The 22,408-nt window shown below is 33.1% G+C and carries 23 protein-coding genes and 1 pseudogene; 14 read left to right on the top strand and 10 right to left on the bottom strand.

The window, feature by feature from the left end; genetic code table 11:
* Positions 1 to 203 precede the first annotated feature (203 nt).
* The 4 genes from B2U95_RS08355 to B2U95_RS08340 all read left to right on the top strand — a co-directional run bounded on the left by B2U95_RS08355 (position 204) and on the right by B2U95_RS08340 (position 2,446).
* The gene (locus tag B2U95_RS08355; protein WP_296314889.1) at positions 204 to 734 is read left to right on the top strand and encodes a YybH family protein; all 531 of its coding nucleotides are present in this window, start codon (positions 204 to 206) and stop codon (positions 732 to 734) included.
* A gap of 196 nt (positions 735 to 930) precedes the next feature.
* Positions 931 to 1,605: a hypothetical protein gene (locus tag B2U95_RS08350; protein WP_296314886.1), complete on the top strand. Its 675-nt coding sequence runs from the start codon at positions 931 to 933 to the stop codon at positions 1,603 to 1,605.
* A 58-nt stretch (positions 1,606 to 1,663) separates the two neighbouring features.
* Complete coding sequence (locus B2U95_RS08345; protein ID WP_296314883.1) at positions 1,664 to 1,909, top strand: hypothetical protein; 246 nt, start codon at positions 1,664 to 1,666, stop codon at positions 1,907 to 1,909.
* Between the two features lie 90 nt (positions 1,910 to 1,999).
* Complete coding sequence (locus B2U95_RS08340) at positions 2,000 to 2,446, top strand: hypothetical protein (protein ID WP_296314879.1); 447 nt, start codon at positions 2,000 to 2,002, stop codon at positions 2,444 to 2,446.
* Here the strand turns inward: B2U95_RS08340 and B2U95_RS08335 are convergent.
* Positions 2,423 to 2,713, bottom strand: coding sequence for a GIY-YIG nuclease family protein (locus B2U95_RS08335; protein ID WP_296314874.1), 291 nt, complete (start codon positions 2,711 to 2,713; stop codon positions 2,423 to 2,425). The genes B2U95_RS08340 and B2U95_RS08335 overlap by 24 nt on opposite strands.
* A 1,284-nt stretch (positions 2,714 to 3,997) precedes the next feature.
* On the opposite strand from B2U95_RS08335, the gene B2U95_RS08330 reads away from it, so the two are divergent.
* The 3 genes from B2U95_RS08330 to B2U95_RS08320 all read left to right on the top strand — a co-directional run bounded on the left by B2U95_RS08330 (position 3,998) and on the right by B2U95_RS08320 (position 5,752).
* Positions 3,998 to 4,333, top strand: coding sequence for a hypothetical protein (locus B2U95_RS08330; RefSeq protein WP_296314872.1), 336 nt, complete (start codon positions 3,998 to 4,000; stop codon positions 4,331 to 4,333).
* A gap of 3 nt (positions 4,334 to 4,336) precedes the next feature.
* Complete coding sequence (locus tag B2U95_RS08325; protein WP_339614684.1) at positions 4,337 to 4,690, top strand: acetolactate decarboxylase; 354 nt, start codon at positions 4,337 to 4,339, stop codon at positions 4,688 to 4,690.
* A gap of 846 nt (positions 4,691 to 5,536) precedes the next feature.
* Positions 5,537 to 5,752, top strand: a complete 216-nt coding sequence (locus B2U95_RS08320) for a hypothetical protein (RefSeq protein ID WP_296314871.1) — start codon at positions 5,537 to 5,539, stop codon at positions 5,750 to 5,752.
* A 132-nt stretch (positions 5,753 to 5,884) separates the two neighbouring features.
* Here B2U95_RS08320 and B2U95_RS08315 read toward each other — a convergent pair whose 3' ends face one another.
* The 5 genes from B2U95_RS08315 to B2U95_RS08295 all read right to left on the bottom strand — a co-directional run bounded on the left by B2U95_RS08315 (position 5,885) and on the right by B2U95_RS08295 (position 10,164).
* Entirely contained in the window at positions 5,885 to 6,553 is a 669-nt protein-coding gene (locus B2U95_RS08315) for a GNAT family N-acetyltransferase (RefSeq protein ID WP_296314869.1), read from the bottom strand.
* A 59-nt stretch (positions 6,554 to 6,612) separates the two neighbouring features.
* The gene (locus B2U95_RS08310) at positions 6,613 to 7,290 is read right to left on the bottom strand and encodes a peptidoglycan DD-metalloendopeptidase family protein (protein WP_296314867.1); all 678 of its coding nucleotides are present in this window, start codon (positions 7,288 to 7,290) and stop codon (positions 6,613 to 6,615) included.
* Positions 7,291 to 7,412: 122 nt separating this feature from the next.
* Positions 7,413 to 9,095 carry a hypothetical protein gene (locus B2U95_RS08305; RefSeq protein WP_296314866.1) on the bottom strand — a complete coding sequence of 561 codons (1,683 nt, stop codon included), beginning with the start codon at positions 9,093 to 9,095 and terminating at the stop codon, positions 7,413 to 7,415.
* A gap of 51 nt (positions 9,096 to 9,146) precedes the next feature.
* Positions 9,147 to 9,713, bottom strand: coding sequence for a hypothetical protein (locus B2U95_RS08300; RefSeq protein WP_296314864.1), 567 nt, complete (start codon positions 9,711 to 9,713; stop codon positions 9,147 to 9,149).
* Positions 9,697 to 10,164, bottom strand: a complete 468-nt coding sequence (locus tag B2U95_RS08295; protein ID WP_414727671.1) for an RNA polymerase sigma factor — start codon at positions 10,162 to 10,164, stop codon at positions 9,697 to 9,699. Before B2U95_RS08295 ends, B2U95_RS08300 begins: the two co-directional genes overlap by 17 nt.
* A 298-nt stretch (positions 10,165 to 10,462) precedes the next feature.
* Between B2U95_RS08295 and B2U95_RS08290 the strand changes: the two genes are divergently transcribed.
* The 5 genes from B2U95_RS08290 (at position 10,463) to B2U95_RS08270 (ending at position 15,203) form a co-directional block, all read left to right on the top strand.
* Positions 10,463 to 11,059: a DUF2911 domain-containing protein gene (locus tag B2U95_RS08290; RefSeq protein WP_296314861.1), complete on the top strand. Its 597-nt coding sequence runs from the start codon at positions 10,463 to 10,465 to the stop codon at positions 11,057 to 11,059.
* Positions 11,043 to 12,128 (top strand): methylmalonyl Co-A mutase-associated GTPase MeaB, encoded by a 1,086-nt coding sequence (gene meaB, locus B2U95_RS08285; RefSeq protein ID WP_296314859.1) that lies wholly within the window; start codon positions 11,043 to 11,045, stop codon positions 12,126 to 12,128. The genes B2U95_RS08290 and meaB overlap by 17 nt, the downstream gene beginning before the upstream one ends.
* Positions 12,129 to 12,207: 79 nt before the next feature.
* On the top strand, positions 12,208 to 12,924 hold the full coding sequence (locus tag B2U95_RS08280; protein WP_296314857.1) for a glycosyltransferase: 717 nt from the start codon (positions 12,208 to 12,210) through the stop codon (positions 12,922 to 12,924).
* A 10-nt stretch (positions 12,925 to 12,934) separates the two neighbouring features.
* On the top strand, positions 12,935 to 13,558 hold the full coding sequence (locus B2U95_RS08275) for a lipid-A-disaccharide synthase N-terminal domain-containing protein (protein WP_296314855.1): 624 nt from the start codon (positions 12,935 to 12,937) through the stop codon (positions 13,556 to 13,558).
* Positions 13,551 to 15,203, top strand: coding sequence for an ArnT family glycosyltransferase (locus tag B2U95_RS08270; RefSeq protein WP_296314853.1), 1,653 nt, complete (start codon positions 13,551 to 13,553; stop codon positions 15,201 to 15,203). Before B2U95_RS08275 ends, B2U95_RS08270 begins: the two co-directional genes overlap by 8 nt.
* Here the strand turns inward: B2U95_RS08270 and B2U95_RS08265 are convergent.
* The 4 genes and pseudogenes from B2U95_RS08265 to B2U95_RS08250 form a co-directional block, all read right to left on the bottom strand.
* Positions 15,190 to 15,762 (bottom strand): phosphatase PAP2 family protein, encoded by a 573-nt coding sequence (locus tag B2U95_RS08265; RefSeq protein ID WP_296314851.1) that lies wholly within the window; start codon positions 15,760 to 15,762, stop codon positions 15,190 to 15,192. The two genes, B2U95_RS08270 and B2U95_RS08265, sit on opposite strands and share 14 nt — an antisense overlap.
* Positions 15,762 to 15,989 (bottom strand): hypothetical protein, encoded by a 228-nt coding sequence (locus B2U95_RS08260; RefSeq protein WP_296314847.1) that lies wholly within the window; start codon positions 15,987 to 15,989, stop codon positions 15,762 to 15,764. The genes B2U95_RS08265 and B2U95_RS08260 overlap by 1 nt, the downstream gene beginning before the upstream one ends.
* 3 nt (positions 15,990 to 15,992) lie before the next feature.
* A complete protein-coding gene (locus tag B2U95_RS08255; RefSeq protein WP_296314845.1) occupies positions 15,993 to 17,375 on the bottom strand; it encodes an MATE family efflux transporter in 1,383 nt (460 codons plus the stop codon).
* Between the two features lie 131 nt (positions 17,376 to 17,506).
* Positions 17,507 to 18,135, bottom strand: a pseudogene (locus B2U95_RS08250) (NAD(P)H-dependent flavin oxidoreductase); the annotation flags it as partial.
* Positions 18,136 to 18,232: 97 nt separating this feature from the next.
* On the opposite strand from B2U95_RS08250, the gene B2U95_RS08245 reads away from it, so the two are divergent.
* Both B2U95_RS08245 and B2U95_RS08240 read left to right on the top strand, forming a co-directional pair.
* A complete protein-coding gene (locus B2U95_RS08245) occupies positions 18,233 to 19,282 on the top strand; it encodes a hypothetical protein (RefSeq protein WP_296314843.1) in 1,050 nt (349 codons plus the stop codon).
* Positions 19,283 to 19,342: 60 nt separating this feature from the next.
* On the top strand, positions 19,343 to 22,354 hold the full coding sequence (locus B2U95_RS08240; RefSeq protein ID WP_296314842.1) for an FG-GAP-like repeat-containing protein: 3,012 nt from the start codon (positions 19,343 to 19,345) through the stop codon (positions 22,352 to 22,354).
* Positions 22,355 to 22,408: the final 54 nt, after the last annotated feature.

Genomic DNA, 22,408 nt, shown 5'->3' with positions numbered 1-22,408 from the left:
CTAAAAACCTGATGTAGCCCATCAGGTTTTTTTTTATAGCATTACAAACAGCGCAAAACCATCTCTAGTTTTATAGAATTATACAATTAGGTATAGCACATTCACAAAAAAAGTCTGTTATAAGTATCTACTTACAAGAAATCTTAAGTCATCAAAATTTTAGTAACTTACTGATTACTAACTAATAAATCAACTATAAAATTATGAAAACTAAATTGACATTAGTATTGATTGTACTTTTGGGAGTTTTATTCACAGGATGTGGAGAAAAAGAACAGAACGTTGCATTGGAAGTAGAAGTTGAGGAAGTCCAAATTGATTTAATTAATGATGAATTTCCTGAAGCAAAACAAGAACTACTAGAAACTTGGGATGCTATTGTGCAAAGTCTTAAGGATGGAGATCTAGATAAACTCATTGCGTTTCATGCCTACAGCCCAAAGTTTACAGAATTTAAAGGTGGAGAACCACGCAATGGCAGTGTCGCTAATGAAGACTATGAACGTAATACGTTTGGTGCGGTTACTGAAGTCGTAAAATTTGACACTGAAGACATGATGGTTGCCGTTTATGGAGATGTTGCCAATATAACCTTTCATTCCGATTTTCACCTCAAATTTGGTGACGACCTTGTGGTTGTAAATGACCAAATTTCGTTATTGTTTGTCAATACAGATAATGGTTGGAAAATTGTAAGCGAACATCATTCCCCTCTAAAAAAAGAAGACAGTTAAAAACCTGCCACAATAACGTTTACAATGTGTTATGAATTTTAAACGCCTTACGAGTCCCAATAATTATTGGGACTCGTAAATATTATATTCGGTTTTAATTTGCTAAATTAGTGGCTTAACGTAACTACAAGAAAGTTAAGCAACTTATAATCCAAACCCTATGCTTATTTATAACACAACTAAAATACTGATAAATATGAAACACATTATTACAGCATTTATCTTTACAGGAATTTTGGTGTCTTGTAACTCATCAGACAAAACAAACACAGCAATAGAAGAACCTGCTGCAACGGAAACCATAACAGAAGCTGCAACAGAAATAAATAAAAACTTACAACCAATTGATACCGATGCCGCTTTAATTGCAACCGCATTAATGGCTGCACCAGAAGCAAGCAGAGCAGGTTGTAAAGTTATTGGCTATAATATGGCAGGCGAATTTGTAACACTAAGAGAAGGGAATAACGAATTTATAGTACTCGCAGACGATCCTAAAAAAGATGGCTTTAGTGCTGCATGTTACCACAAAGATTTAGACCCTTTTATGGCAAGAGGACGTGCCTTAAAAGCAGAAGGTAAAAAACACCAAGAAATCTTTAATATCCGTGAAGCAGAAGCAAAAGCAGGTGACCTTAAAATACCAACTGGCGGAACCTTACACATTTACTACGGCAAAAAAATAATGTACGATTCTGAAACTTTAAAAGTAGACGGAGCACGACTACGCTATGTGGTGTATATGCCTTTTGCAACAGCAGCATCTACAGGTTTACCTGAAGCACCAGCGGCTTCAAACCATCCTTGGATTATGAATCCTGGTACGCACAGAGCACATATTATGATTTCTCCGTTACCAGAAGACTTATAAAGTTTAGTTCTAAACCACGCAACTACTCATAAGCGAGACCTTTAATAAAGAGATCCTTATGCAAGGGATTCAAAAAAAATTAACCAAACTAGTAGGACTTAAAAAAATAGATTTTGATTCATTTGTAAAAAGCGGTCAGATTAAACTACAACATGCAAGATTAATCCCAACTCTTAAAACTGGAGATGAAATGGCTTTAACTTCAATTTTTATGGCAACAGTAAGATTGGTTAAAGAATATAGAGATGGTATTTTTAAAAGTATAAAATTAAATCGTTCAGGACGAGCTTACTATTTCACATAAGCATGTTTTCCCGATATTAGTCCATGTCGTATTAATGGATTAATAATTGTTGTTACTAAAGGAATTATTATTGATGCTGCACTTTTTGAAATGAAAAACAAAAATAATGGTATCGATAAAGTACAAATTGAAAGTTATCTCTCTATTTCAAAAAGTCTTAAAATAAATAAACTTGTAACTATATCAAATGAATTTGTTGCTGACTCTTCTCACTCAGCTATAAATGTAAAAGTTCCGAGAAATATATTTTCATATCATTTCTCTTGGACTTACCTTATAACTAAGGGAAGATTACTTTTATTTAAAAATGACCTTCAAATTCAAGATAATGACCAAGTAGAAATTATGTCTGAAGCTCTTAGTTATTTTGAAAGTTCAATTCACACATATATCGTCACTTCGAGTGAAATTCGCTTTTTAGAATTTTGTATCGAGAAGTTTAAAGAGCAACAAAGATTCTCGATATATTTCTCACTAACTCGAAACACGCGAACTGACGCTTATACATCAAACCTAATTAAAATTCTTCTTAGCTAGATTAGGTAGTTTATCATAATCGCCATTGATTAAGGCTTCCTTTTTAGCTCTAGACCAGTTTTTAATTTGCTTTTCGGTTTCAATTGCCATATTAATATCTGTAAATTCTGCATAGAAAACTAAATCTAATGGTCTTCGACGATGGGTGTAACTATCTTTATGTTTTCCAGCTTTATGTTCTACTATTCTATTAGTTAAGTTCGACGTAATGCCTGTATAATAAGAACCGTCTGAACATTTTAGGATATATACATAAGATTGTTTCATGGTCTAAATATAATAAAGGTTCTCGATACATTCCAATAGAAAAAATTGGAACACTCGAACTGACGGTAGAAGTTCAATTTGCACATATGTCGTCACTTCGAGTGAAATTCGCTTTTTAGAATTTTGTATCGAGAAGCTCATAGAATCACAAAGGTTATCGATATATTTCTCACTAACTAGAAACACGCGAACTGACGGTAATGGGAAAGACAAAACTATGCAAGCTGAGTGTGAATAGTTAAAATAAGACCAAAACGAATAAAAAATAAACACCCTTGAAAATATAAATTAACAAGGGTGTTTACTGATTGTTTTGATTGCTGTGTTATCTATAGATAACCAGTTAATTAATTGTAGCGTCTTTTTGTATTCCAAACAAAGGTTTTCGTTGTGTTTGCTGTCGCTGTAATTCTGTTGGTATTTAATGTTCTCATAATGTTGATGTTATAATGATTGATGGTTTTACGCTTAGTTTAGTTGTAACGTCGTTTCGAATTCCAAACAAAGGTTTTAGTAGTATTCGCTGTCGCTGTAATTCTGTTGGTATTTAATGTTCTCATAATGTTGATGTTATAATGATTGATAGTTTTACGCTTAGTTTAGTTGTAACGTCGTTTCGAATTCCAAACAAAGGTTTTAGTAGTGTTCGCTGTCGCTGTAATTCTGTTGGTATTTAATGTTCTCATAATGTTGATGTTATAATGTGATGGTTTTACGCTTAGTTTAGTTGTAACGTCGTTTCGAATTCCAAACAAACGTTTCAGTTGTGTTCGTTCTATCTGTAATTTTAATGTTATATAATGTTCTCATAATTTTAATATTTATTTATACTATATAGACGGATGTTTTTTAATATTGTTACAGCAATTAACCCTTATTAACAGAGTTTAACAAAACCTTAAGGAATTGAAAAACAATATTTTAAAAAGAAAAAAATAACTGGTGTTACACTTGCAATTATTCTATTTGCTTTATTAACAATCTTTTGGTTATTTAAATAAAATATCACCTAATGCTTTGCCTTTACCTGATTATTATAAGCATAGAACTATGACTATAATCGAAAATGATGCACCAAATGGTTAATACTTGTCAGTAATTAACTAAAAACACAAACTGAGTTTGGGTAAATACATTTATTACGACTTAGGCTCATTGACTTCGTTTTCTATTTATTAATTTAATCCGCGATAAAACAACCTATTATAATAAATATATTGGCACTAATTTAATAACAGATCTTAATAAATAAATACAAAACCTATAGCACTCGTTCTTTTTTTTATGACACTAATATCTTGCAACTCTAATACGAAATCAACAGATTTAGAGCAAGACGCGTACACTCCTATAAAAGTTGTTGGTGCTATGAAAAATGTAATGTCGAAAGGCGAATTAGGTAGCCGTATTAATCTTGAGACTATTGCAATTAAAAAAGGGCTTTATGGTATTGGACCTGAAAGTTATTTAACCGGAGAAATTTTAATAAATAATGGCGAAGCCTACGTGTCTAAAATTCTGACAGACTCTACAATGACTCTAGATAAAACATTTAACACAACGGCACCTTTCTTTGTTTATGGCAATGTAGACACTTGGAAAGAGATAGATCTACCATAAGATATTACGTCTATTAAGGAGGTAGAAAACTATATAAACGACAAAACAACAACAGCAAAAAGACCGTTTGTTTTTAAACTTATTGGAAACGCTACTAAGGCTACAATTCACGTTCAGAATCTTCCAATCGGAACCAAAATATCGTCGCCAGAAGAGGCACACCAAGGACAGGCCAACTATAATTTAACAAACGAAGATGTAGAGATTATTGGTTTCTTTTCAACAGAACATAAAAGTGTTTTTACACATCAAAATTCATTTTTACATATGCATTTAATAACTAAAGATACATCTAAAATGGGTCATTTAGATACTATTGAATTGAATAACATGAAACTTTACTTACCTATAAATTAGAAATACAGCATTTGAGTGAGAAAAACAGCAAATCTCTAAGCATTTTAACTCACTAACTTTCATTTACTTAATTTTTATTTAAAGTATTTATTATAATAATGTCCGGATTTTACTAGCCTTTATTGTTATACAACAAAGACATACAATATGAAAAAATTAATACTAGTATTAGTGGTCGTCCTATTATTTATCAGCTGCGAAAGAGACGATTATAACAAGAAACTGTTGAAGCAAAAGTACTTGGGACTTGGGAATTATATCGTGATGAAAATTTAGAGTCTATTATAGACCAATGGACAGGAACAGAATGGACGTACGTAGATCAATGGTTTCAAAACACAAGAGAAGATTCTGGTATCATTTTAGAGTTTAGAGACGACAATACATTTAGTTCACTTTATGTAGATGTTGAAACTGCAACAGGAACTTGGGCCCTTTTAGAAGATGGTAGTTATTATTTTGACTATAACCAAGAAGACGCTGATGCAAACGAACAACTTGCGCAGAGAAGAGACCTTACTGTACATTGCGATAACACATACTCTGTTACTCTAGAAGGAAATGACAGAGCTGTTTATTATTATAAAAAAAATGGCACTACAGAATGCTCAGAATTAATAAACTATAATGTAGAGTAGGCTGAACTAAACCTCAAACAAAAAAAGATGAAAACGTTATTTAGAATATCTCATACTGCCATTAATAGTAGCTACCACATGCGATGATGAAGACGATAATATTAACTCTGGTTTTAAAACCTAATATATAATACAAAATAATTCGAGCTTAGATCTGATATTATTTACCGAAGGTGGTGTACAATTACCAGTGGCAAGCTAATCTAATTTGCGAGTTGCAAGTGATCTTAATGACACAACAGATCCGATAACACCATCAGAATCTTTTATTTTTAGTAACATAAAGCTATTCAAAACTGTTGATGCTAATTATATTTTGACTTATGACCAAGACCCTATCCATAACGATTTATGGATATTTAATGAACCTACCAAAAACAGGTATGAGTATAAATTAATTATTACAGATGACGTGTTAGATTAGTATATCTACTTCAGACTATTACTAATTAAATATAAAATCCTGATGTGAGCCATTATGAATTTTTTTACTTTGATAATATCAAAATCCGATTGGAATAAAAAGCAATAGCTCAGAACGTTTATAATTTATTGCTCAATTTTTAGGTTTAGTACTCAAGATATTATTAGAATATGTATCCATTAATTCTTTGGATATATCTGTAAAAGCTATTGTTTTCTTAAACATAAACCATTTATCCGTTCTCAGAACATAAGGATAAAACCCTGAACGCTGACATCCTTTTAGTGATGGAATATTGTCTGTACCTACGAAAACAATTACCCATCTGATTCCTAAATCCTTTCCTTTTTCAGCAATTCTAGCCATGGCTGCTGGCATAATTCTATTACCTCTAAACGTTGGTATAGCAAAGACACTTTCTATTAGCGCTTCATCTTTGTTTAAAACAGGAAATGCTTTTCCCCAAAATTCCTGTATCTTATTATTTTGCTTTGGTCCCAAGAGCCATTGTCTGTAACACGGGATATCTTCAGTGTTGGTAGCTACAAAGCAAGTCGGAATTTTTTTTTCAACAAGACCATCATTTTGTAAGTCCATTGTAAAATAATCTTGGTCACCATCTCTAAAAGGTCGTATAGTAATGTCAATTAATGCATCCGGATTTTGAAATACGACATTCAAATCTCTTTTTAAACCAAAGGATTCATTCTTTGAAATGATACGTTTTAATATGCCGTTAATTAGAAATTTTAGCTCTCCTTTTTTTATTAAATCAAATAATCGAAGGACTATATTTTTCATGTCATTGAAGTTTTAACCGCTAATAAATAACGCTTAAAAATAACTCTAAACCAAATCCTTTACAAAAGCCAATTAGGATCAGGACAATTGACTTTATAAAATTCTAAATCGAGCTGATTACTCACACCAGGATAATCGCCTTTATAGTTTTGCATATCTTTTATAATCTGAAAATGCAAATGCGGAGGATAATCTCCATTCACCACTGCACTGCCCAATGTAGCAATCTGTTCTCCTTGCCTTACGTCTGCACCAACTTTCTTTTCTAATAAAGATGCGACACTTAAATGTCCGTAAAGTGTGAAAAACTCAAATTTATTAAACATGTGTTTCAAGATTAAAGTTGGTCCATAATCTCCATGATTGGTATTATTCTTAAAACTATGAATTGTGCCATCTAAAGGTGCATAGATTGGTGTATTAACTTCAATCCACAGATCTAAACCTAAATGAATATTGCGTTCGGTTTCTGGATTAATTTCATTGAAATAAGCGCTACGCTGATAAATACCGCGTTGCTCTAAATAACCACCATAAGCTATTTTTGCATTTTTACTTTTCATATAATTCCATATAAAAGACTCTAAATCATCGGAAGATGATACGTTAACGCTTTTTAATTCTAAATTATGAATAGATAAATCTAAAGGAGTATAGGCGCTAGGCTCTATTGAAGCATCAACTACAGGATGTGCTTTAAGCGATTTTATAAAGCTTTCGAAAGTAGAAAGTGGCATAAAAATTAAAATTTCCACAAAAATAGGAAACTATTTTATGGAAAACAGAGAAGAATAAATAAGTAAAGATTCTGAAACAGGTTAAAAAATCAAAGAGTCGACATAGTCAATAACTAAATAGACTAATTCATAATAACATTGCTAAACTTTGCATTCACAACAATAGTTCTGTTAGAGCTTTCTCCTTCTGGGTAATTACGCAGTGTTTTCTGAGTGGTTGGTTTGTTGTTATATTTAGAACGATTCCCTTTAAAATACATATTGTAATCGATAGCCTTAGGTAAATATATTAAAGCATCGCTGTTCTCTAAAACTAAGTTTAGATTCTTAAAAGATGATGTAAGGTTAGATATCGTAAGGTCACCAAAGCTTCCATCTATAATACCTGTATCTGTAAGATTTTCTATATTAATATTAGATGACTTAGCATTTAAGACTAAGTTCTTAGCATTTTTAATATTTGCTTTATCTACAAAATTAAGATTAAGTGTTCCTAAATCCCATGTATTAATAATCACTGGTGAGTAAGACACATTGATGGAAGTGTCACTTCCATCAATGTGTTCTGCTACTAAAAATGTATGCGATAAATCGCCTGTCATATTATAAATAACTGAAGATAATTTTAACTCACCATGTCTTATGTTAGTTTTAAGCTTTGCTTTTTTAGGGATTTTAATTTTAATAACCTTGCGTACTTTACTGTTACTACCAGATTTATAACTCCTTGTTAAAACTCCTTGCCTTTTTTGGCGAAGTAAATTAGCCCTTTCTTGTAAGGCCTGTTTACGTTCTTCTCTTTTTTCCACTAAAGCTTGGCTACGCTCTTCTTTTCTTTCAGAGAGCTCCCTTTTTCTGTCTTCCATCATCCTTGCTCTTTCATTAACAACCTTAGCTTGTCTTTCTATTAGTTTAGCTTGTTGTTCTATCTCACTAGCATTTTCATCTATTAACTTTGCTCTTTCCTCCATCTGTTTACCAAAACTCTCTCCCCAAGCTTCCATTTTTTCTGTCCATTCTTCGGTAAATACTTCACCTAATTGTTCTCCCCATTTCTCCATTTTCTCACCATATTTTTCACCGAATTTCTCTCCCCATTTTTCCATATCCTTTGCCCATTTACCTTCAAAGCGCTTTCCATATTCTTCTCCCCATTTTTCCATTTTTTCTTGGTAACCAGATGTTGCAAATTTCCGTGCCCAATCTTCCATGTTTTTTTGAAACTCCTTACCACCTTTCTTTTCGTATTTTTTACTCCATTTTGCTAAATAGTTTTCACCATCTTTTTGATAGCTTTCGTAATCAAAATCTATAGTTGTTACACCTTTAGGCAACGCTGGTAATTTTGGCATTATTGGCATCTCTGGCATCTCTGGCATTCCAGGAAATTGAGCCATTTCTGGAAGTATTGGCATTGCTGGCATCTCTGGCAATTCTGGCATTTCTGCTAATTTAAACTCTAGATCCCTCAATAATCCAACATAGTCATCGTCATCTAACAAGCCAATGTTTCTTCCTCCATCTGAAGATATTGTAACACGATCATTAGAACCATCTACCTTAAGATTCCATGCTTTTAAAGCACGTTCTAATTCTTCTTTAGATAGCTTATCGCTTTCAATATAAGCCTCTACTTCTACGATGTCTCTATTCCAAGTTTCTATTTCTATTTCTACATAACTCGTGTTTAGATTAATAACAACATCTTTATTCACCTTAATTGACTGTGATGTTTTACTTAATTTCTTTTGTGCGTAACCAAATGTAGTTATTAAGCACAGTACTAAAATTCTGATTGTGTTCATGTTTTTTTTTGATTTAACTGTTCGTTTTTTGATTTATGATTTATGAATTGATTATGTGATTTCTTGTGAAAATGTATCGTCATTAAACTCTTGTAATTTGTCCTTAAGACGCATCACTAGATTTAATCTAAATTTTAAATTATCTATGAGTGCATCTAACGTTTCTCCGTTCGGACCATTACTTATTAATTCTTTAGTTAAAGCATCATACTCGTCTTTTAATTCTTTAAGACGACCTATGTAACCATCAAACAACTCTTTGTTTTCTGGTGTTAACTGTACTTTAGATAGTTCTAAATTAATACTGGCTAAATAGTAATCTTCTACCTTTTTTAAATCTGGTGAGACATCACCTAAGGTTTTTAAGTTTGTATCTACAACAGCATCTGGCACAACGATGTTTGTTGGCGTTTCAAAAAATTGATAAGCTCCATAACTTAAGCCAAGTAATACGACAACACTTGCTGCAATATTTAAGAAACTAAAATGACTTAGTTTACTTTGCTTGGGTAATTCTATTTCTAACTTCTGTAAAAAACGTGCTTCGTGACCTTCGTACATTTTTACTTTAGTATCCTTAGAATCTTCTTCAAATAAATTTCTAAGATCTTGTGCCATTTTTATTTAATTTTAATTCGTTCTGTAATTTTTGCTTTCCTCGAGATAACTGTGTTCTTGATGCAACTTCAGAAATATTTAAAATCTCTGAAATTTCTTGATGATCATAGCCTTCTAACAAATACAAAAGCACTACGATTTTATACTTTTCTGGAAGCCGCTCAATAGCTAGTTTTACGTTATCAATTGTAATTTCATCAGCTACTAACCAATCATTTTGGTAATCTGTATCTACAACATTTAGATGGTGTTCTTCTAATTCAATTAAACGCTGATGTTTAGATTTTAAAACATCGAGACATCTATTAATTACGATACGTTTTAACCAAGCTCCAAAACTCACCTCAGCTTTATATTGTTCAATTTTTGAAAATGCTTTAATAAACGCTTCTTGGACAATATCTTCTGCCTCCATCGTATCTTTTACAAATCGAAACGCAACTATTAGCATACCGTTACAGTACTGATTGTAAAGCTGAATCTGAGCTTTCCTATCGTTCTGTTTACATTTTTCAATACTATGAATTTGAAACTTGCTGATGTTATTTTGTTTTTGATTGGTTCTACACTAAAGACGATGTAAACTTATGAGTGTTGCAAAAAATTGAAAAAAATTATTGATTTATAAGATTTACATAAAATTCAGCGTTAGTTTTCTATAAATTTAGGGAATTGATTTATCTTTAAAAGCTGAATACCAACATTGGTGTTGTTTTATTTTTAAAAACTATATATTTAGATTACATATTATGTTAAAACGCCTACTCATTGTATTATCTATTGTAGCTCTTGGTTTGCTTTTATATTCAGTATTTGTAGAAAACATATTTTCTCCACGTTTGAGTCCAAAAGATACTGCAGAACTTAAGCTTAATGATTTAAAATTAGAGGTGAAGTATAATAGACCTTCTAAACGCGATCGTGTGATTTTTGGTGCGCTAGTCCCTTTTGATGAAGTTTGGCGAACTGGAGCTAACGAAGCTACAACCTTTGAAACCAATAAGGACTTAATCATTGATGAGCTTATTCTTAAAAAAGGTAAATATACCCTATGGACAGTACCTATGGCTAACTCATGGAAAGTGATGTTTAATTCTGAGCAATATGAATGGGGTGTAAATGAAAAAATGGAACCTATGTGGAATCCTAATTTTGATGTTGTAGAAATTGAAGTCCCGATTCAAAAAATAGATACTACTGTAGAGCGATTCACTATTTCTTTTGATAATAAAACAGGAAATCTAAAACTCAGTATGGCCTGGGACAGTACAGTAATAGATATACCAATAGAGGTTTATGATACTAAAAAATATACAGAACTAAGGAATAGTGGCAAAAAAAGATAAACCATATCAGTCTGCTTTACATAAAAATAAAGGTGTTAAACCACCCGAAATCCTTAGTGCCAATTCTGCCAAAACCATAAGAACTAATCGCCAAAAACAACCATCTACAGATGCGCTCGTTTCTGGAATTATAGATGGAGATATCACTGCCTTAAGCCGTGGTATTACCTTAATAGAAAGCACAAACGCTCGTCACACACAAAAGGCTAATGCCATTGTTACCGCTTGCTTACCTTATGCAAACAAATCTATACGCATAGGTATCACTGGTGTTCCTGGTGTTGGTAAAAGCACGTTTATAGAAGCCTTTGGTTGTTTTCTAACTAAAGCTAGCAAAAAAGTTGCTGTATTAGCTGTAGATCCAAGTAGTAGTTTAAGTAGAGGAAGTATTTTGGGAGACAAAACCAGAATGGAAGACTTGGTTAAAGATAAAAATGCATTTATTAGACCTTCAGCTTCTGGTAGCTCTTTAGGAGGTGTTGCAAGAAAAACAAGAGAAACTATTATTCTCTGCGAAGCCGCAGGTTTTGACACCATAATAATTGAAACTGTTGGTGTAGGACAAAGTGAAACAGCCGTACATAGTATGGTTGACTTCTTTTTATTATTGAAGTTAGCTGGAGCTGGTGACGAGCTACAAGGTATTAAACGCGGCATTATTGAAATGGCAGATGCTATTGTAATTAATAAAGCTGATGGGGACAATTTAAAAGCAGCTAAAATTGCAAAAGTAGATTTTAATAGAGCGTTGCATTTATACCCTTCTAAAAATTCAGGATGGTCCCCAAAAGTATCTTTGTGTAGTGCTCTTAAACAGGAAGGTATATCCGATGTTTGGGAGATGATTGAAGATTATATAACAACCACATCTGAAACGCACTATTTTGAGACCAATCGAAATAATCAAAATAAATTTTGGCTCTTACAAACCATAGAAGATCGATTAAAATCTAACTTCTACACATCATCTCAAATTAAAAGCGAATTACAATCTCAAATAGAATTGGTTGAAGACGGAAAAACGACGCCTTTTGCAGCTGCGGAGTATTTATTAGGTCTAAGACAATAAATTCTTTTTAGGTTTAATTCTTTAAACTTCGAGTATAATAAAAAAACGATATTTTTGCACAGACTAAGCCATCGAGTATATGACCTATAAGTTTACTATTATAGTTCCTGTTTATAACGAAGAGGAAAATTTAGTACGTGTAGAAACAGAACTTTCTAACTACCTTAAAGTAGCGTCAGTACCTTCTGCAGTATTATTTATTAATGATGGCTCTAAAGATAACAGTCAAACGCTTATTGAAGACATCTGTAGTCGTAACACTGCTTTTGAATTTATCTCATTTAAAAAAAATAGAGGATTAAGTGCTGCGATAAAAGCCGGTTTTGATCATGTAGATTCAGAATTGGTTGGTTATATAGATTCAGATTTACAAACAGCACCAGAAGATTTTAATATACTTTTAGAACATATAGGCGAACATCACTTGGTTACAGGCGTACGATCTAACCGAAAAGATTCGTTTGTAAAAAACGTATCTTCTAAGATTGCCAATGGTATTAGGCGCGCATTTACCCATGATGGGATGGATGATACGGGTTGTCCGCTAAAAGTTATTAGAACCGATTATGCTAAACGCATACCCATGTTTAGAGGTTTACATCGTTTTTTACCAGCTATGATTATGTTGCAAAACGGTAAGGTAATTCAAGTAACTGTACAACACTTCCCTAGGATTGCAGGTACTGCAAAATTTGGACTTTGGAATCGGCTTCTCGGTCCTTTAATGGATTGTTTCGCTTACTTATGGATGAAGAAAAAATACATCAACTACGAGATAGAAAAATCTAGTAAGTAAAATTTATAATTTGAAAGACTGGATTATTTATAGCATAGGGTTTTTGGCTCAGATTTTATTCTCTTCTCGGCTTATCATTCAATGGATAACATCAGAAAAGCAGCGAAAAGTCATTACTCCAAGTACATTTTGGACGCTTAGTTTAATTGCGTCGTTCTTATTATTTATCTATGGGTATTTGCGTCTAGACTTTGCGATAATGTTAGGACAAGGTTTAACCTATTTCATTTATATAAGAAATTTACAGTTACAAAAGCAATGGCAAAAGTTTCCTAAAATTGTGCAATATTTACTATTTATCGTTCCTATATTAATAGTTATATTCTATTACAATAACAACAAAATTGATCTTGAACTTTTATTTAAAAACGAAGCCATTCCTTTTTGGTTGCTAATCCTCGGGATTGTTGCACAACTTATTTTCACACTACGTTTTGTATACCAATGGATTCATTCTGAACGTAACAAAGAATCGACCTTACCAATGGGGTTTTGGGTATTGAGTTTAATTGGCGCGATAATGATATTGAGCTATGCCATTATAAGAAAAGACCCTGTTCTTTTTGTAGGTCATTTATTCGGACTTATTATTTACGCCAGAAATGCCTACTTAATTAGACAGACTAATGATTAAACTCATAGAAAAACAGCCGATATTAAGTCTTTTACTATTTGTAATTGTAATGTTAGGTTTTACCATTGATGCAATTCCTGTGAGTATAATGGAGGCTCGTAATTTTATTTCAGCTAGAGAAATGCTTACGGATGATAATTGGATTTTAACTACAATGAATGGTGAGGCACGTTATCAAAAGCCACCGCTTCCAACTTGGATAACAGCTATTTTTGGATCTATTTTTGGAATAAAGTCAGTCTTAGCATTGCGTTGGCCTACACTTCTTTTTTTAGCTAGTATTGGAATTTCAACCTATTTACTTTCTAAAAAATTAGACCTCTCTAAATCGCATAGTTTAATTAATGGTTTTATTGTAATAACCTCTTTTTACGTCATAGGTATTACTATTGAAGCGCCTTGGGATATTTATACACATGGTTTTATGTTAATGGCATTGCTTCAGTTATTCCAATTGTTTCACAAAGCAAAAACACCAATTTTACACAGCCTACTATTTGTGGTTTTTTTAGCAGGTTCTGTATTATCAAAAGGCCCTGTTTCGCTGTATGTATTATTCTTACCTTTTGTAATTGCATATGGCATTGCTTTCAAATTTAGAGGTGGTACACTACATTTTTTAAAGCTTATTAGTTTACTAATCTTCGGAATTGTATTAGGTGGCTGGTGGTATTTACACGTACGCGTGGCAGATCCTGAAACGTTTACAGCGATTGCAGAACGAGAAACATCTAATTGGAGTAGTTATAATGTAAGACCTTTTTATTATTACTGGAGTTTCTTTATACAAAGTGGCTTGTGGACTATACCAGCATTAATAAGTTTATTATACCCTTATTTAAAATCTAGAGTTTCAAATTTAAAAGCCTACCGTTTTAGCTTCTTCTGGACAATAATTGCTGTAATTTTATTATCTATTATTCCTGAAAAAAAATCACGTTACTTAATGCCAGTTTTAATTCCACTAGCTATTAATATTGGATTTTATATTGACTATTTAATTCGTGAATTCAAGAATTTGAAATCTAAGAAAGAAACTATTCCTGTTTATTTTCAGTTTGGTTTAATTGCTACAATAGCATTATTATTTTGGGCTATTTATTTTTTCTCTAGCCAAATATTAACAGGACTATTATTAGTGAGGTTTATCATTACTGCACTTGTTTTATTAATTATTGGCATTTTTATTTTCAAAAATCTAAAAGAAAAACACATTAAGAATGTATTCTATTTAATCATTGCATTTATGGTGAGTATAGGATTATTTGGGCTACCAATATCTAAGACACATGTTCAAGATAATCATAAACCTGTTTCTCAACTAAAATCTCAAAACCTTAAAATTATTGGCTTAGGCTATTCTGACGATTTATCCCTATACAGTTTAGATTATATAGCACCAGAAGTTATTTACAATTATGGGGATAAAATCCCAACCATAACAGCAACTGAAGGTTACATACTACCTAAAGAAAAAAAGTTTTGTTTATTAACTAACAAAGTAAATCCTGAGGATATTGAAGCTTTATCTAGCTTATATAAGATTGAATTTTTAGAAACTTACGATTTAAATTTTTCTGATAAAGATTCTAGAAGTTATAAAAGTAGATTAGTGAATCGGCTTTATAAGCTTACTCTGAGATAAAACGCTTTAAAAGATATTTACTCAACTTATAAAACCCTAAACCTGCTAGTGCACCAAATGCCATTCCGCAGACAATATCTAAAGGGTAATGCACACCAACGTAAATACGACTATAAGCCACAATAAAACTCCAGAGCAAAAGACCGAAAATTAATTTTTTATAATAAGGTCGTAAAACTAAACCGCCAAAAACAGCAGCAGCCATAGAGTTTGAAGAATGCCCAGAAAAGAAACCGTAACGCCCACAGCGCTCAGCAATATAGCGCATACCTTGATCCATCAACGCATCAACTCTGCAAGGTCTTGGCCGCATAAAACCATGTTTAAAAGCATTGGTAATTTGGTCTGTAAAGGTAATCATAGCTGCAATTACTAAAACCATTATTAAGAGCGATTTTAAACCGTACTTTTTATAAATTAGAAATAAAAGTATTGCGTAAAGTGGCACAAACGTAAATTCATCTGTGATAACTAACCATAGTCCATCCCAGGTTGAAGTCCCTAATTTATTTAGGTACAAAAAAAGCTCTTTATCTAATTCTAAAAGTTGTTCTAACATTAATTGTCGTAACGTTCTACTTCTCTATCGTAAAAATCGGTTGCCTGCTGAATATAGCTTTCCATGTCAGTTTCTAATTCCTTTTCGTCATGCGAATCGAATTCCTCAAACCATTCAACTTCGTCATCTTCAAGATTTATAATAAATCTCGGAAATTCTGTATGAATAATATAAATAGCATCAGGATAATCTGTATTATCTCCTAAAATGAATTTTGGTAACTCCATGTTCTAACTTTTATCTTGTTGCAAAATTAAACGCTTTGTTAAATAATTAAACCTAAAATACAATAAAATTGCGGCGACTGTTAATCCGGCGAGAAGTCCTAACCAAATTCCTAGGCTTCCATAAGCATCTTCTTTACCTAAAAAATAACTTATTGGAAAACCTATTAGCCAATAAGATATGAAGGTGATTATCGTCGGAATCTTAACATCTTGCAAGCCTCGCAAAGCTCCAAGCGTAATGACCTGTAAACTATCTGTAATCTGAAAAACAGCAGCAGCCAACAATAATGTTGCAGCAATTTTAACCACTTCAGCGGTATCTACTGCATTTGTAGGATCATCTAAATCTACATATAAATTAGGAAGCATCGTATTAAATATCACAAAGAATAAGGCAAACACCACTGCAAAAACAAAACCAACTAAAAAGATAGATTCTGCAATACGTTTTAATGCCCTAAAGTCTTTGAGCCCCTTTTGGTTACCTACTCTAATCATAGCAGCTACACTTAATCCCATAGCAACCATAAAGGTCATAGATGAAAGATTTAATGCTATTTGGTTTGCAGCCTGTGCGTTTGCACCTAAAGTACCACTTAACCAAATTGCAGCAGTAAAAATACCAACCTCAAAAAACATTTGCATAGCACTTGGCAAACCTAAATTAGTTAACTTTTTTATTGGTTGTTTACTTAATTTAAAGAATTTTATATTGGTAACATAAGCTTTAGATTTTTCACGTTTTGCTAATAACCACCATAAGTAAAACAGCATCACAAATCGTGATACCAAAGTCCCAACTGCGGCTCCAACAATTCCCATTTCTGGGAAACCGAACTTCCCAAAAATCAGAATATAATTGATTATCACATTCAATATATTAGCCAAAATTGTAGCATACATTGGGTATTTGGTAAGTGACAATCCGTCACTGAATTGCTTAAAAGCTTGAAATATAATTAAAGGCACCAATGAAAATGCAACCAGATCTAGATAAGGAATAGCTAGGTCAACAACTTCCTCTGGCTGATCCATAACGTACATTAAGGGCTTGGCAAGCAGAAGCATTAAAAACAATACTAGCCCTAATACGGTACAAAGAAAAAAACCATGTTTAAAAACTGACTTCCCTTTGATGAAATTTTTCTCAGAATCTGCTTCTGCAACTAAGGGTGTTATAGCTGTAGAAAAACCAATACCCAAAGACATCGCAATAAAAATAAAGCTATTTCCTAAAGACACAGCTGCTAGTTCTGCAGCTCCTAACTGACCAACCATTACATTATCTACAAAACTCACAAAAGTGTGACCTAGCATCCCTAAAATAATTGGAGATGCTAGCTTAAGATTGTATCTAAATTCTTTGGTGTAGTTGCTTAAAACCATGGCGCAAAAGTAGCGGTTTTGGTATTAGTAATTTTAAAAAATGTTGTTGAAGTTTTATGGATATAAATATGACTTCATATCTGAAGTATGACTTATAAAACTGTTTTAAAACTAGCGCTAATAAGAAGAAATTACAAAGAATCAATACTTCTTTTTGCCTGTTCAAACTCATTAACCATGTCATCAACAATCTCAGCAACCGGTTTCACGTCATGTATCAAACCAGAAATCTGTCCGATTTCTAATTCACTATCGTCTAAGCCACCTTCAAACATAACATGTTTGGCTCTGGCTCTTCCTAATAATTCTTTGAGTTGTTCTGGTGTTGGCGCTGCTTTATAAAGTTCTTGCAACTCGTTGTAGAATTTATTTTTAATCAGTCTTACTGGTGCTAATTCTTTTAATGTTAATTGAGTATCTCCTTCTTTAGCATCTACGACCACTTATTTAAAGGCTTGGTGTGCGGAAGATTCTATACTGGCTACAAATCGGCTACCAACCTGTACTCCATTAGCTACCAAAACCATAAAGCTAACACAATTTTACCTGTGGCAATGCCTCCAGCTGCAATTAATGGAATCTGAAGTTGCTCTCTCACCATAGGAACCAATGTCAAGGTTGTGGTTTCGTCGCGTCCGTTGTGACCTCAAGCTTCAAAACCTTCGGCTACTATAGCATCCACAAAGGCTTCTTGTGCTTTTAAAGCGAATTTCACGCTACTTACTACATGTACCACTATAATGCCTTGGTCTTGTAACCAATTTAGTAAACAATATTTTTATTATATTCGTACACAACCAAAATTAATCATTATCAAAAAACCACTCATATATACTAGTTTAGTACTACTTTTTGTTGTGCTTTTTTCCTGTAGCGATAATAACGATTCTATCAGTGAAGACAACTACATGCCAGTGCCTGTTTCACCAGTAGTCTTAGACATAGTCGCTTTTCCTTTTAATACATTATCAGAATATAATTTTTTCGAAGGTAATATTAAAGCACAAGAGCCTTCATTTGGTGTTGTGCCTTACGAACCAATTTCAACCTTATTTACAGACTACGCTAAAAAGAAACGCTTTGTTTGGATGCCAGGTGATGTGCAAGCCACTTACGTTACAGATGATCAATTTATTGATTTTCCTGTTGGAACTTTTCTCATTAAAACATTTTATTACGATAATGTGCAACCAAACAACACTACTCGTATTATAGAAACACGTTTAATGCTAAAGAAAGCAGATAATTGGCATTTTGCTGATTACATCTGGAATGACGACCAAACAGAAGCAACATTTAGTCTAGATGGTTCGTTTACAAACATAGATTTTATAGAAAATGGTATTGTAAAAAGTACCAATTATCGAATTCCATCAGATGTAGAATGTTCGACGTGCCATAATAGTCAAGGCGATCCAATTCCTATTGGTTTAAAACCTCAAAACTTAAATAACACATATAGTTATGCTGATGGCCCTCAAAATCAATTAGAAAAATTAATAGCTCAAGGTTATTTAGAAGATAATTTACCTACAACAATTAATACTGTCGTTAAATGGGATGATGAAACACAACCCATTGACTTACGCGTACGCTCTTATGTTGATGTTAATTGCGCACATTGTCACTCAGATTTATCGTATTGCGGATATAGACCTGTCCGTTTTGCCTTTAATGAAACTAATGACGCTAGCAATTTAGGTATATGTGTAGATCCCGATACTGAAATTCCTGAAATGACTAAAATTGTAGCACCATCCTTAAAAGAACGTTCTGTAATGTATTTAAGATTAAATACTGAAGCAGAAGAATTGAGAATGCCTTTATTAGGCAGAACCCTTGTCCATGAAGAAGCAGTTGCACTTATAGGTGAATGGATTGATGGCTTAACAAATGAATGTGAATAATTATCTATAACTAAAGCTAGGAAATAAATATTTTCTAATATTATCATCTAAAAAAAAAACATGAAAAAAATCACACTACTACTAACCTTACTTCTATCCTGCTTTTTTGCAAGTGCACAAACTACGGTAGATTGTGCTGTAGGGCCCACAAATACAACCTATTGCTATACCGATAGCGATACTACAAATTTCGTTTTTACAAGTTCTAATGGAGCCGATTTACGAGTGACTTTCAATACAGGTCAAGTAGAAGTTAATTTTGATGAATTAATTGTTTTAGACACCAATGGCACTGAATTATATAACGGCTATGGAAATAACGGAGACCTAGCAGGTCTTACATTTCAATCTGCTGGAGATACAATTACCGTATCTATAAATTCGGATACATCAATAAATTGTTCAGGTAATAATTATATACCTTGGGATTTCGATGTTACTTGTTCAACATGCACAAATCCTACAGCGAGCTATACAATAGTAAATGACTGTGCTGCAAGTAATGGGTTTTTAGTAGATGTCAACATTTCTGATTTTGGTTCAGCATCTTCTTTAACAATTTCAGACAATCAATCTAGTGCTACGCAATCTTTAAATGCTATTGGAACTATTCAATTTGGACCTTATCTGAATGCAACTGATGTTGTAATTAACATTCAAAATGATCAAGATGTTAACTGTTCTGTAAACAGTGGAGGGATAACTCAAAGTAATTGCCCTCCACAAGGACCAGTTGGTGTTACTTGTGCTTCAGAATCTTCAACTTTTATCTTCACAGAAGAGTTTGATTTAGATTCTGGTTGGACAGGAGATCTAAACAGTGGAAACGGAAGTTGGGAAATCCCTAACGACTCAGGATCTGGAGGTACTGGACCTGATAATGCGTTTAGCGGTTCAAACTTTATGAATTATGAAGCCTCTGGAAACTCAACAATTACTGCCTCTGCAATAAGTCCAGCAATAGATTTATCAACAGCTACAGATGGTGCAGAATTGTCTTTCTATATGCATGCAAATGGGGATGATATGGGAACTTTAAATGTGAATGTTGGTACTTCAGTAGGTGGCCCTTTTACAACAGTATTCTCACAGACCGGAGAATTACAAACAAGTGGATCTGAAGCTTGGGTTCCTGTAGGCATCAACTTAGATGCTTATTTAGGTCAAGTCGTTTATGTAGAGTTTAGTCATACAGGAACAGGAACAGGTTTTGAAGGAGATATGTCTATTGATTACATACGTGTAGAAACATGTGGATCATTCTGTATTGCACCTTCAAGTATTGTAGTTAGTGCTGTAACACAAACCACTGCAACTGTTTCTTGGGTTTCAAATAACGGAGAAAGTAACTGGGAATATATAGTGCAGACTTCTGGAACAGGAATCCCAACAGGATCAGGAGCTGCTACAAGCATTGAAAGTGTAAACTTAACAGCCCTAGATCCAGGTATAGTCTACGAAGTCTATGTACGTGCAATTTGTGGGTCAGATACTAGTATTTGGGGAGGTCCTTTAGTATTCTCTACGTCAAATCCTCCTCCACCTGCAACATTTACTAGTTCAAATGTTCCAACTTCAGGAACACAGCGTGCTGCTGTAGATATGAATGGTGACTTTTTAGATGATGTTGTTTCTATTGGTACAACTAATGTAAATATCTTCTACCAACAAATTAGTGGTGGATTAAGTACTACAGCAACAAATATTGGAACAACAAGTGCAGACAATTCACCTTCTTGGAGTTTAGCAGCTGCTGATTATGATAGAAATGGATATACGGACTTATTATATGGTGGTGGAAGTGGTGTTACGTTTATGAAAGCAAATGCAACAGGAACAGGTTTTACGGAAACTTCAGGTTCAGAATACGTATTCTCACAACGCTCTAACTTTGCCGACATTAATAATGATGGTAATTTAGATGCCTTTGTGTGCCATGATGTTGATGCTAATGTATATTATATAAATGATGGTAATGGCAATTTATCTTATGGACAAGGTGATTTAGGCCTTGTAAGAGGAAACTATGGGTCTATATGGATTGATTATGACAATGATAGAGATTTAGATATGTTTATTGCAAAATGTGGTGGTGGACCAATTAATCAACTATTCACTAACAATGGTGACGGAACTTATACAGATACTGCACCTGCTCAAGGTTTAGATGACGGTATGCAAACATGGTCTTCGGCTTGGGGAGATTTTGATAATGATGGTGATATGGATACTTATATTGGAGCTAGTTCTGGTGTATCTAAATTATTGAGAAATGATGGTAATGGTGTTTTCGTTGAAGTTACTGCTGCCTCAGGAGTTTTAGATTTAACAGCTACAGGAATTGAAAACTGTACTCACGATTTTGATAACGATGGTAATTTAGATATTGCATCTAACGGAAATATCCTATTTGGAAATGGAAACATGACGTTTAGTGTCTATGAAAATATTTTATCTGGAAACAATGGATCTTTTGGAGATATGAATAACGACGGATTTATTGATACTATTTCTGGTGGTACATTACTTACAAATAATGCTAACAGTAATAATTGGGTTAAAATCACAACAACTGGAGTACAAAGTAATATTAACGGTATTGGGGCAAGAGTAGAAGTTCATACGGCTTCTGGTATTCAAATACGTGATGTGAGAAGTGGTGAAGGCTTTCGTTTTATGAGTTCATTAAATACTCATTTTGGAATCGGTACAGATACTACTATTATAAATATTGTTATTTATTGGCCATCTGGGATTGTTGACAACATAACAAACCCTTCAGTTAATACACATCATATAATTATTGAAGGTCAAAATGTGCTAAATATTGAAGACGAAACGTTTGAAAATATTAATATATATCCTAATCCTGTTGGAAAATTAATTAATATTAATAGTCCTATTAACTTGATTGGCAAGGTTGCAACGATTTTTAATATTGAAGGAAAACGTGTAATTAACTTAAAATTAGAACAACATTCTATTGATGTTTCAACATTAAGCCAAGGTAATTATATTTTACGTTTAGAATCTGATGGAAAAGTGTTGACAAAAAAATTCATTAAACGCTAAAAATTAAAAGTTATTAAATTAAAAAACTCCAATGCTGATTTAGTATTGGAGTTT

This window comes from Winogradskyella sp. UBA3174 (assembly GCF_002364335.1).
Taxonomy (GTDB): Bacteria; Bacteroidota; Bacteroidia; order Flavobacteriales; family Flavobacteriaceae; genus Winogradskyella.
This window is presented reverse-complemented; position numbering and strand designations above follow the sequence as displayed.